This window comes from Hymenobacter mucosus, from assembly GCF_900188255.1.
Lineage (GTDB): Bacteria > Bacteroidota > Bacteroidia > Cytophagales > Hymenobacteraceae > Hymenobacter > Hymenobacter mucosus.
The window spans coordinates 198,795-209,899 of record NZ_FZNS01000007.1 but is presented as its reverse complement, the minus strand read 5'-3'; the positions used below and the strand labels follow the sequence as shown (position 1 = coordinate 209,899).

The following is an 11,105-nucleotide window of genomic DNA, read 5'->3' as shown; positions in this document are numbered from 1 at the left end:
GCCGGGCGAGTAGGCCAGGGCCAGGTCGAGCTGGGTGCTGACGGGCTTGGTGGGCACTACTTCAATCTTGCCGGCGGGCTCCTGCGAGTGGTAGTCGAGCGCGTCTTGTTTGTTAATCGTAAGCATGGAAAACAAAGGAAGTAGAGAGGGTACGCAGGCTTAGCAGTAAATAGCAGGGCGCGCGTACCCCCTTTTGTGGTTCATGAGGTGCAGCCTACAGAATCACCTGAAGCTGCATGGTCACTTCCGGCCGGTAATCGATATTCTCGACGTTGTTGAAATCGGGGCGGGCGCGGTAGTTCAGGGTTACTTTGGCTTGGTGGCCGTCGAGCAGCACATTCACCCCACCATCCAGGATGTGTACGTCCTGAATGTCGCCGTCTTCGCGGCGCAGGCCCTCGTAGCGGCCGTGGATGTAGGACGCGTACGGCTGTAACCGCACCTTGGGGCCCAGCAGGCGGCGGGGCAGCAAAAACCCGGTTTGAATGGTTTGGGCCGTGCCGGTACCCACTACGGGTACTGAGTTGCCCCGGAGCGCCCCCGACCCAGAGCCTGGGTTTAGCGTGCCACCGTAGCGCACATAGTTCGGGCCCATATTATACTTGTAAGCGGCCGCATACACCGTAAAGGCAGTTTGGTTGCGTGCGGCAGTATCTACCGGCGTATCATAAAACAGGTCGGCCGACAACACGCTCAAGTCGTGTTTGGCGTAGGGAATGGCCCAGGCCCCGGCCGTGGTGGTAGGCAAGGGCGTGGGCGCCTGCTGGGGCCGCGCATACATGCCGTTGGCGTAGTACAGGAAACCCGTACCCAGGTTGAATACCCGCCGGGCTCCGAGGTAATTGCCCACCGCAAAAGGCACCAGGTTCAGCTCTTTATCCAGAAACTCCCAGTCGAAGTAGCCTTGCAATACTTTGCCGCGGCTGCGGGGGTTAAACTGGGCCACGTTGGTAGCCAGCGTAGCCGGCGTGCTGCTCACGTTGTTACGAAACGCATCGTTCACCGCGAGCCGATAATCGAAGTTGCCGACCCGGCCCCGGGCGTACATCCCCAATCCCCGGCCAGTTTGGTCAATAGCATCAATAACCGGCGACTGGGTACCGGGTACGTCGAGGGCTATCAGGGAAAAAGCGGCAAAGCTAGTTTGGCGTGAGATGCCATTGTAGTAGTGCAGCCCACCCCCAACGCTCAGGTACTTGTTCACCTTGTACTCTACTAGCGCGTCGTGCAGGTAGAACTGGGGCTTTTTGCCGGGGCCGGTTGGCTCGCCGGGGGCCCCGCCCGAAATGGTGCTTTGCCCATTGATGCCTAGCTGCGTAACTACTAGAAAGCGCGGGTTTAGCTGCGAAACCAGCAGCACCCGGGAGCGGCGCAGGCCAAAATCAACTTGATCGGGGGTGGCCTCCTCGGTGGCCGACACGGTGCCGGTGTTGTTTTCGTTGTAGCGCACCCAGAGTTGGTGGGCCGTCATAATGCGCACGTACTTCGACCCATCGGCCGAAATATTGATTTTCATGCCTCCCGCATACGGGGCAGACTTCGTGGGCGCGGGTTTGGCTTGGGGCAGGTTGGTGGGGGCGGGGTCGGGGGCACGGCCGGTGGTAGGAGGCACCACCACCTGGGCCTGAGCGCCAGCAACGGTTAAGAGCGTACCTGCCGCTAGCACACAGCGTAACAAGTTATTCATCGGGAAGAGAGCGGAGAAGTGGGAGTTCAGTAGAGGCAAGGCGGCGCCCACATTCCCGGTGAAACCGGGAAGAAACGGAGCCTGGACAGCAGAAGGAGGTTGGGGCAGACGTAGGGAAAGCCTAGCCCGCTACATTGCGGGCCAGGCTCGCCAGCAATGCTTAGTGTTTTACGGCTACCATGGGCACTTCCTGGTGGGAGTGGCCGGGCACTTCTACGCGGGGCAGCAGGGAGGCGGGCTCAGGTGCTAGCTCCTCGGGTACAGAGCGGCCGGCTAGGGCCAGCTGGTGACGGTTCTCGTCGAACTCACCCTCGCTCTTAGCAATTACCAGCGAAGCTACCCCGTTACCAATGACGTTGGTAATGGCGCGAGCTTCGCTCATGAAGCGGTCTACGCCCAACAGCAGAGCCACGCTTTCCACCGGAATGACATTGGTGGCGGCCAGTGTAGATGCCAGCACGATAAAGCCCGAGCCCGTTACGCCGGCCGCGCCCTTGCTGGTAACAATAAGGATGGCAATGAGGCTAAGTTGCTGGGTGAAGGAAAGTGGAATGTTGAAGGCCTGAGCCAGGAAAATAACGGCAATAGAAAGGTAGATGCTCGTGCCATCGAGGTTAAAAGAGTAGCCGGTGGGAATTACCAGGCCTGCTACCGAGCGGGAGCAGCCATAGCGCTCCATCTTATCAATCATGCGCGGCAGCGCCGACTCCGATGAGGATGTGCCCAGTACCAGCAGAATTTCTTCCTTGATAAAGCGCAAGTAGGGCCCCAGCCGCAGCTTGTAGTAGCGCAAAATCAGGTTCAGGACCACGAACACGAACAAGAACATGGTGACATATACCACCAGCATGAGCTTGCCCAAGGGCAGCAGCGTGGCAATACCGTACTTGCCAATGGTGAAGGCCATACCGCCAAAGGCACCCAGCGGGGCCAGCTTCATTACCATGGCAAGCACCCCGAACATAGCGTGCGAAAGACGGTCAAACGTCTTTACCAGGGGCTGGGCCATGTCGCCCATGCGGTTGAGGGCCAGCCCGAACAACACCGAGAACAGCAGCACCTGTAGGATGTCGCCCTTGGCGAAGGCACCTACCACGTTGTCGGGCACGATGTGGGTAAAGAACTCCACCCAGTTCATCTCCCCGGCCTGAGACGTGAACTTGGCCGCTTCCTCGGCTTTCTTGGAGTCTTGCATGACGGCCTGGGCAGTGTCTTGCACGCCGGCGCCGGGCTGGGTTAGGTTCGCCACCACAATGCCAATACCCAGGGCCAGAGTGGTCACAACCTCGAAGTAGAGCAGGGCCTTGCCGCCCACGCGGCCTACCTTCTTCATGCTGCCCATGCCGGCAATACCCAGCACCACCGTCAGGAAGATGATGGGAGTAATCAGCATTTTGATCAGGCTGATAAACGTATCGGCAATTGGCTTGAGCGCGGCCCCGAAGGAAGGAAACAGCGCGCCAACTACCACGCCGAGGGCAATGGCCGTCAGTACCTGCACGGTTAGGTTAGAATACAGTCGTTTCATGGGAGGGAATGAAGAAGAGGTGGGAGATTTCCGGCGCGAGCGTCGGATAGCAAAGGCGTGGCCCGCAACCACCGCCCGGGTGGCGGCACGCTGCTAAGGCCAAATGGGAAAATAGCCGCAGCGGCTAGGGAATATGGTCCGCATCGAGGCGGGAGGCATTTTTGGTTTCTGGCATGCGCAGGAAAACCAAAAACGAAATGGCAATGCAGCCGGCGATGTACCAATAGAAATACGATTCGTGGCCGGCCCCTTTAAACCAGAGGGCAATGTACTCGGCAGTGCCCCCGAACAAGGCTACCGTGAGGGCGTGGGGCAGGCCAATGCCCAAGGCCCGAATTTCTACTGGAAACAGCTCGGCTTTCACTACAGCATTGATGGCACTGTAGCCACTCACAATCGTAAGCGCCACTAGCAGGAGGGGCAGCGCCAGCCACGGGTTGGTGGTGTGGCTCAGGGCCGTGAGCAGGGGCACGGTGCCCACGGCGCCCAGCAGCCCAAAGCCCAGCAGCAATGGTCGGCGCCCAATCTTATCGGACCAGCTACCAAACAAAGGCTGCAAGGCGGCGAAGAAGATCAGGGACAAAAAGCAGACGTTGGTAGCCGTAGCTTTAGCCATGTGGGCAGTATTTACCAGAAACTTCAGCATGTAGGCCGTGAACGTGTAGAACGCCAGCGTGCCGCCCATGGTGAGCCCCACTACCGTAAGCACGGCCCGCGGGTGTTGCCGCAGTACCCGCAAGCTGCCGCGTTGTTCTTCTGGCACCTCGCGTTGAGCCTCAAAAGCGGTAGTTTCATCCAGGTTCTGCCGTAGGTACAGGGCCACAATGGAGAAGACAGCGCCCAGTACAAACGGGATGCGCCAGCCCCAGTCCTGCAGCTGCGCATCGGTGAGCAGCACGTTTTGGAGCACCAGCTGAACCCCGAGGGCCAGCAGTTGCGCACTAATCAGGGTGAAATACAGCACGCTAGAATAAAAGCCGCGCCGGCCCTGGGTAGCCATTTCGCTGAAGTAAGTAGCCGATACCCCGTACTCCCCTCCCACGCTCAGGCCTTGCAGCAGCCGGGCCGTGAGCAGCATCACGGGTGCCACAATGCCCACCGTTTGGTAGGTAGGCGTAAGCGAAATCAGCAACGACCCCAGCGACATTAGCAGCACCGATAGGGTCATGGACTGCTTGCGGCCTACCTTGTCGGCAATGCGGCCAAACATCCAGCCGCCAATGGGGCGCATCAGAAACCCCAAAGCGAAAATGCCAGCTGTTTGCAGGAGCTGCGCGGTGGTATCGTCGGAGGGGAAGAAGGAGGCCGAGAAGTACAGGGAAAACGCCGAGAAAACGTACCAGTCGTACCACTCCACTAGGTTGCCTACCGACCCGCTAAAGATGGCCTTTAGCCGCCGCCGGGAAATCTTTTCCACACTCTGTGCTGACTCCGGCAAAGCAGAGGAGGTAGCAGGAGCAAAGGGAAAAGAAGACGTCATGAAGAAAGGTTAAAAGGCCTACTCTAGGGTGTTTGTTTAAGTGAGTCATTACTCACTGCATTGTATTAGGCAAATGAAGGAATCGATTTTGAAGGAATTTTAAAGAAATGTTAAGTCAGACCTGAAGTTTTGCATTTTGCCAAAATTTGATTGGTCTTTTGCGCTTCCGTAGCTATGCAGAAACTGGAGCAAAAACCACGCGCATGCGGTGCCAACCATCCGCGTAGGTATACTCAATCTGGTGACCATATAATTCGCAAATCCGTTTTACAATGGCCAGGCCAATGCCAATGGAGTCGAGGGCGGCGTTGCCCTTCTTAAAGCGGCCGAACAGTTCATTAACCGGAGTAGAGGGGGCATTACCGGTATTTTCAATTAGCAAGGCGCTAGTAGACAGTAAAATACGGACTTCGCCGTTGGGTAAGTTATGCCGGATAGCGTTGCTGAGCAGGTTGTTGAGTAGCAGTTGGGCCAGGGCTGCATCCAGGGGTACTTGTACGCCGGGGGTAATGTGCTGAACTGTACGTAAGCCCTTCATTTCTGCCAAGTCGGCGAAGGCGGCTTCGGTAGCAGATACCAGGGTGCTTAGGTCGGTGAGGGTGGCCGGGTGCATCTCGAAGTGCTCCAGCTTAGCCAGCAGCGTCAGCGACTGGTTGATTTTAGCCAGGCGCTCCAACTCGTCGTGCATGGCCGTAAGCATCAGCAGCTGTTTCTCCGATAAATCAGAGTCAATGAGCAGCTCAATTTTGGCTTTGATGCTGGCAATGGGCGTTTGCAGCTCATGGGAAGCGTTTTCCGAAAACTCTTTTAGCCCCTGATAATCACTCTGGGCCCGCGTGGTCATGGTCACCAGAAAGTCGCTGAGCACATTAAACTCGGCGGTGCGGCTTGGCTCCAGGCGAAGGGTAGTAGGTTGGCCGAGCTGAAACCGTTGAATACCCCGCAAAATGGCGTTGAAGGGCTTGAGGATGCGCCAGGAAATGACTTCGCTGAGAATAACCACCAGGGCCAGTAGGAACACAAACGTCCAGGCAAACACTAGCACCAAGCCCGTCAGGTACACGTCGCTCGGCTCTACTACCACAGCCTTGCTGGTCACGATATAGTACTGCCCCCGCACTACGGGGTAGGTAGTAAGGCGTACCGCAGTTACCATCGACTGCAGGGTGGAGTCCCACTCGTCGCGCACCTGCACTTGGTCTCCCCGATTAGCCGGAGTAAGCCCCTCCACCTGCTGCACCTGCACGTGCGCCCGCGACGGATGCCGAGAATAGTCGCGGCCGGAGCGCAGCTGGGCAGCTACTACCTCGTTTAAGTGCCGCAGCTTGCCAATGGTGGTTTGCGTGACGCTACGCGACAAGGCCGCGTACACAATGGCAAACCCAATGGACAGCACGAAGAAGGTAATAACCGCGTAAGCTATGGTGTAGCGGTAGTTGAGTTTCACTCTTCCCCGGCGTTTAGTTTGTAGCCCAAGCCATATACCGTACTGATGTAATCCTTGCCACCAGCGTCGGTAATTTTCTTGCGCAGATTTTTTACATGCTGGTACACAAAGTCCACGCTATCAAGGTTGTCGGTGTAGTCGCCCCAGAGGTGAGCAGCAATGGCCTGGCGCGTCAGCATTCGGCCTTTGTTGTTGATAAAGTACAGCAGCAGGTTGGTTTCCTTGCGGGTAAGGTGCAAAAGCTTGCCATTTACCCGGCACTCCATTGATTCCAGGTCGGCGGTGAGGTCGAGAAAGGTAAGGACGTTGTTTTTGTGGGGGCTGCGCCGGCGCATAATGGCCTTGATGCGGGCGTGCAGCTCGGGCAGGGGAAAAGGCTTGGTGATGTAGTCATCGGCGCCTTCGCTCAGGCCGGTCAGCTTGAAGTCGAGGGCATTTTGGGCCGATATAATAATCACGCTACTCTCTATGCCATCCTTGCGAAGCAACTTCAGCAAGTTGATGCCGTTGCCATCGGGGAGCATAATATCGAGCAGCACGCAGTCGTACGTAAACAGGATCAGCTTCTCACGGGCCTCGTCGAACGTAGACGCAACTTCGCAGATATAGCGTTCCTGGGTGAGGTAGCTGGCAATGCTTTTGGCCAGTTCGGGATGATCTTCTACCAACAGTATCTTCATGGGCAAGCAGACTAACGTCGGCTGAAAATACAGAAACCATCCATAAGCTGCTCGGTGCCGGGAGCGAACAGCTCGTTGGCATAAGGCGCACAGTAAGCCAACTCGCCATTCCGAAAGCAAATAGTTTTTGCGTGGAGGCTTAACCAGTAGGTATATACAAAGCAACGTCCTACCCGGCTGAGGGTAGGACGTTGTAAAGTGAGAGATGCTGCTTTTCCGTTCGGCCCGTGGCGAGCCTGCTTACTTGCTTTCGGCTTGGGCAGTGCGGCGCGTTGCCAGCTCGGGAAGGATGCGGTTAATGACGGAGTAGTTGAGGCCCGTCCAATATTCAGAGCGGACTTCATCGGTGAAAGATGCCTCGTCGGCTTCGATAGCCTGGTATTCCGCCGCAAGCAGGTAGTCTTCCACGTCATTCATCGACGCAAACGACAGCACGGAAATAGCATCCATCGGGCTGCCTTCGGGGTCAAACTGCGTGGAGCCGATGTTGTGCAGCTGGGCGTAGCGGCGCACGTAGGTATGCGTGGCCGCTTGGGCCAGGACTAAGTCGGCGTGCTGGTGCAGCAATCGGGCCTGAAACTCCTCCCGTGACAGCCCCGCGCGCCGGTAGTGAATTTTCACCAGGCTGATGGGGTCTCGGTGGGCAGCGCTGGGTAGCAGAATGTACTCGCGGGTGATGGAGCGCGTAACCATGCGAAAAGCCGTTTGCTCGTCGGCCACTACGCGCTTGTCATACTGGGGCTGCTTGAGCACCCGGTTGATGTCGGCCTCCGTGGCGTAGGCGATGTACGCAAACCCATCCCAGCGGGGGCGCTGGTAGGTGGGCACCTGCGCATGCGGGTCGGCCACCAGCTTCTCATCGGCCGCTACCATGGCCAGGTAGGGTGGCCGAAAGAAGGACGACGGCCCCGCCGCCACGCGGTGAACCTGGTCGTAGCGCAGTACTGGTTCGGAGGTGCTGCCGGGTTCCTCGTAGGCAAACTTGGGTCCGTGCACTTTGCGCCAGTACTCGTCCCAATGCTCAAAGGCCAAGTTCGGGTCAGCCTCCAAGGCTATTTCGGCCGGCTCGGTATCGGGGTTATCCAGGGCGATGCCGTGGCGACTACGGGTAGCGCCTTCGTCCAGGGGCCGTTCGGAGCGCGGGGTAGCATCGGCCCGCGTCAGAAACGTAGGCGTCACAATCAGGGGCTCCGTGGTGGTCTGGTAGCTGGTACGGTGTGGAGGGCGGTGCCGGGTGTCGGCCCGGGGGTCGTGAGAAGGCGTGGGAGTAGTAGCCATGAGGTGGACTAGCGAAAGAGAAAACGGCAGTGCGGGCGGCGTGGCCTACGGAATAAGCCGATCCGTACGCAACTGCTCAAACAGGTCGAAGAAGGAGGCTTGCGTAGATTGATAGGCCGTGAAACCCAGCTCCCGACTCTTGCCCATGTCGGTCATCACTTCAATTGGCCGGCCCAAATCCAGATCGGTGTGCCAGGCCGAAGCCAGGCGGTTTAGCTCCGGCTCGGCGAGCTGGTAGCGAGTAGCCATTTCGCGCCACAAGGGACCATCCTGGGCCATTTGCTCTTCCAGTGGGTGCACGGTCCCGTCGAAGCCGGCGGCTTCTACTCCAAACCAATCGGCTAATCGGCCCCAGAGCCAACTCCAGCGGAAGAAGTCTCCATTCACAATATTGAAGGCCTGGTTGCGGGCGCCTTCCGTGGTAGCAGCCCACACCAACTGCTTGGCAATAATGCGGGCGTCGGTTACGTCGGACAGGCCCGACCACTGCGCTTCGGAGCCTGGCCATTGGAAGGGGCGCCCGGTTTCCTTGCAGATGCTCGCGTACACGGCCAGGGTAGTGCCCATGTTCATCAGGTTGCCCACTGCTTTGCCAATAATGGTGTGCGGGCGGTGAATGCTCCAGCTAAACCCGTCGCGCGTGGCAGCGGCGTAAACTTCATCTTCCTGGGCGTAGTAGAAGTTTTCCAGATCGAGGCGTGGCAGCTCTTCACGCAAGGGCGTGGGCGGTAGCAAACCGCCCGTAGCGTAGGCATCAAACGGCCCCAGGTAGTGCTTAAGGCCCGTTACCAGGGCCACGTGCTGCACGGAGTGCTTGGGCGCCAGGGCATCCAGCAGGTTGCGCACCAGGGTGCTGTTGACGCGGATATTCTCGGCCTCGGTGTCTTGGCGCATCCACGTAGTAATAAATACGTGGGTAGGGTTGATATCGGCCAGGGCAGCCTGCAAGCTAGCTGGGTCGAGCAAGTTGGCAGCTACTGGGTGCAGGTTGGGAATGCTGGTGCTAGGGTTGCGGGCAAGGCCGTAGGTAGTCCAGCCATTGGCCACTAATTCGCGGCTCAAGTTGCTGCCAATGATGCCACTGGCCCCAACTACTAAAGCAAGGTTGTTCATACGAGAGAAAAGCAAATGCCCCGCGCTGACCATCGTAGCAGTAGGTTACGTACAGCGCAAGGCAAGGTGAAAGCCGCCTTACGGCGACTATACAAAGATCAGTACGCCCGGTTTGTTCTCTTTGTACAAATGGCGGATTTACTTGTACGCGGCAAATTGCTGCCGGTAGGCAGAAGGGGCTTGTTCGGCGAGTTGCTTAAACCAGCGCGAGAAGTGAGCCGGGTCGTAAAAGCCCAGGCGGTGGGCAATTTCTCCTACCGATAAGTGAGTGCCCGTGAGCAATACTTTTGCTTCCGTCAGCACTTTTTCGCGGAGGATGGCCGCTGCACTTTGACCCGTGGCCTGGCGGCAAAGCGCACTCAGGTATTTGGCGTCCAGGCACAGGTCGTCGGCGTACGATTCCAATAAGAGCACTGACTCCTGGCCCGTGGCCAAGCGGGTTTCTACCAGTTGCAGGAAAGCCGAGACTACTGGCGGCGTGGCCGGTGTTGCCGAAGATGGTGCTAGCGGCGCCGTGCCCCAGCAACGAATATCGGCCAGCAGTAGCCGCAAGTAGTGCTGGGCTTTTTCTAGCTGGTGCTGCTGGGTTAGAAACTGCTCACCCGTTTGCCGAATTTGGGCGTACTCATCGGCCGAGCAGGGGTGGTAGATGTAGGCCACATCTGTGGGCAACACCGAGTTAAGCTGGTAGGTGGGCAGCAGGCCAGCATTGTAGAAATCAGTGGAAAAGAAGCTGTAGAGGCCCGTTTGCGCCCCATCATGCAAGCGCCAGCTCAGGGCCACGCCGGGCTTTACCAACAAAACCGACTGCGGAGCAACCTCTATTACTTCATCGTTGAGGTAGAAAAACCCCCCACCCTCATCAAAAAACGACAGCTTGTAGAAGTGACGCCGGTGCCGCTCGATGTGCTGACGACAGGTGGCAAACTTATCTTCCCGCCGATGCACCACCAGTTGCTCTAAGGCCTCCGTTGCCGAGACTTGGGGAGTAGGCTCCAGCGTATGGGGGTAATCATTAAACGTAAAGGTGGGAATAGCAGAGTTTTCCATGGTGTGCGCGCGCTGCGTGGTCTGGTCGGGTTTGTACAAAAGCGTCTGCTGTCTCGCCTTGTTTTAGCCGGGTGGCTTGCAAAGTCAGGTTACAACTCCGCAGGACCAGCGGCAGCACCCTCCTTCGGGTAGTAATGTCACGAGACGAGAATAGGAATAATTAGGTTAGTAAGGTGGGGCAAACACGCCAAAAGCAGCGCCCTATACGCTCATCTTTGGTAAGCGGGCAAAGCAAACTAACCACTACTCATAGGAGTAGCCTTGCTCTAGTATGAAGCAAGCCAGCAAGAAACTGTATGAGGAGGCGTAAGGGGAGGAGTGCAATTATTCGCTGCAGTGTGACGAAGCTCAACAGTACTGTGTGGCCGGAAAAAATAGGCGAAGCATATGAAAGTCATTTTCCTAGTTTAGTCATATATTTAAACATGCTAAAGCAGCATAAATCAGCTTGATCAAACTTTTTGCTGGATTATTTATAATTTATAGTCCTTGTTATAAGGAAGCAAAGAAAAAGTTGAACCTGGTTGATTTCGTTGGTGGTTTAAACCTTTCTCATTTCCGTAGCGCATGCAAACTTCTACTTTTCAACAAGGCGGTATTAATGTTGATGCCGTTAAGCAACTTCTTCTCAACAACCGGGAGGACCACGTGATGGCCTACTTGCAAGAGAAGCTGCAAGGGGTGTGCTGCCCGGTGCATGGCAGCATCCCAGAAATTAAACTAATTCCGGAGCCAGGAGGGTACTCCGTTGACTTGCTCAACGACTGCTGCCCCGCTTTTACTGCCCTCTGCGCCGCCAAGGTTAAGTAATCAGCCTCGCTTTTCATGTACAGCCTCGCCCA

The 11,105-nt window shown here is 57.1% G+C and carries 9 protein-coding genes; 1 reads left to right on the top strand and 8 read right to left on the bottom strand.

Going from position 1 to position 11,105, the window contains the following annotated elements; all coding sequences use genetic code 11:
• Nucleotides 1-214: 214 nt before the first annotated feature.
• From CHB83_RS17060 to CHB83_RS17025, 8 genes are all read right to left on the bottom strand, one after another.
• Nucleotides 215-1,687: a hypothetical protein gene (locus CHB83_RS17060; RefSeq protein ID WP_089333505.1), complete on the bottom strand. Its 1,473-nt coding sequence runs from the start codon at nucleotides 1,685-1,687 to the stop codon at nucleotides 215-217.
• A 160-nt stretch (nucleotides 1,688-1,847) separates the two neighbouring features.
• Nucleotides 1,848-3,215 (bottom strand): dicarboxylate/amino acid:cation symporter, encoded by a 1,368-nt coding sequence (locus tag CHB83_RS17055; protein ID WP_089333504.1) that lies wholly within the window; start codon nucleotides 3,213-3,215, stop codon nucleotides 1,848-1,850.
• Between the two features lie 124 nt (nucleotides 3,216-3,339).
• Complete coding sequence (locus tag CHB83_RS17050; RefSeq protein ID WP_089333503.1) at nucleotides 3,340-4,695, bottom strand: MFS transporter; 1,356 nt, start codon at nucleotides 4,693-4,695, stop codon at nucleotides 3,340-3,342.
• Between the two features lie 172 nt (nucleotides 4,696-4,867).
• Nucleotides 4,868-6,142, bottom strand: coding sequence for a sensor histidine kinase (locus tag CHB83_RS17045; protein WP_089333502.1), 1,275 nt, complete (start codon nucleotides 6,140-6,142; stop codon nucleotides 4,868-4,870).
• The gene (locus CHB83_RS17040) at nucleotides 6,139-6,822 is read right to left on the bottom strand and encodes a response regulator transcription factor (protein WP_089333501.1); all 684 of its coding nucleotides are present in this window, start codon (nucleotides 6,820-6,822) and stop codon (nucleotides 6,139-6,141) included. Before CHB83_RS17040 ends, CHB83_RS17045 begins: the two co-directional genes overlap by 4 nt.
• Before the next feature lie 240 nt (nucleotides 6,823-7,062).
• Nucleotides 7,063-8,100 (bottom strand): EthD domain-containing protein, encoded by a 1,038-nt coding sequence (locus CHB83_RS23855; RefSeq protein WP_089333500.1) that lies wholly within the window; start codon nucleotides 8,098-8,100, stop codon nucleotides 7,063-7,065.
• Between the two features lie 45 nt (nucleotides 8,101-8,145).
• On the bottom strand, nucleotides 8,146-9,213 hold the full coding sequence (locus CHB83_RS17030; protein WP_089333499.1) for an SDR family oxidoreductase: 1,068 nt from the start codon (nucleotides 9,211-9,213) through the stop codon (nucleotides 8,146-8,148).
• Nucleotides 9,214-9,351: 138 nt separating this feature from the next.
• Nucleotides 9,352-10,263 (bottom strand): helix-turn-helix domain-containing protein, encoded by a 912-nt coding sequence (locus CHB83_RS17025; RefSeq protein WP_143437170.1) that lies wholly within the window; start codon nucleotides 10,261-10,263, stop codon nucleotides 9,352-9,354.
• A gap of 567 nt (nucleotides 10,264-10,830) precedes the next feature.
• Between CHB83_RS17025 and CHB83_RS17020 the strand changes: the two genes are divergently transcribed.
• Nucleotides 10,831-11,073 (top strand): dimerization/docking domain-containing protein, encoded by a 243-nt coding sequence (locus CHB83_RS17020; protein WP_089333497.1) that lies wholly within the window; start codon nucleotides 10,831-10,833, stop codon nucleotides 11,071-11,073.
• Nucleotides 11,074-11,105: the final 32 nt, after the last annotated feature.

What these genes read in the sequence shown, in the direction of transcription:
- CHB83_RS17060 (WP_089333505.1), bottom strand. Translation starts at nt 1,687, where the DNA reads ATGAATAACTTGTTACGCTGTGTGCTAGCGGCAGGTACGCTCTTAACC.
- CHB83_RS17055 (WP_089333504.1), bottom strand. Translation starts at nt 3,215, where the DNA reads ATGAAACGACTGTATTCTAACCTAACCGTGCAGGTACTGACGGCCATT.
- CHB83_RS17050 (WP_089333503.1), bottom strand. Translation starts at nt 4,695, where the DNA reads ATGACGTCTTCTTTTCCCTTTGCTCCTGCTACCTCCTCTGCTTTGCCG.
- CHB83_RS17040 (WP_089333501.1), bottom strand. Translation starts at nt 6,822, where the DNA reads ATGAAGATACTGTTGGTAGAAGATCATCCCGAACTGGCCAAAAGCATT.
- CHB83_RS23855 (WP_089333500.1), bottom strand. Translation starts at nt 8,100, where the DNA reads ATGGCTACTACTCCCACGCCTTCTCACGACCCCCGGGCCGACACCCGG.
- CHB83_RS17030 (WP_089333499.1), bottom strand. Translation starts at nt 9,213, where the DNA reads ATGAACAACCTTGCTTTAGTAGTTGGGGCCAGTGGCATCATTGGCAGC.
- CHB83_RS17025 (WP_143437170.1), bottom strand. Translation starts at nt 10,263, where the DNA reads ATGGAAAACTCTGCTATTCCCACCTTTACGTTTAATGATTACCCCCAT.
- CHB83_RS17020 (WP_089333497.1), top strand. Translation starts at nt 10,831, where the DNA reads ATGCAAACTTCTACTTTTCAACAAGGCGGTATTAATGTTGATGCCGTT.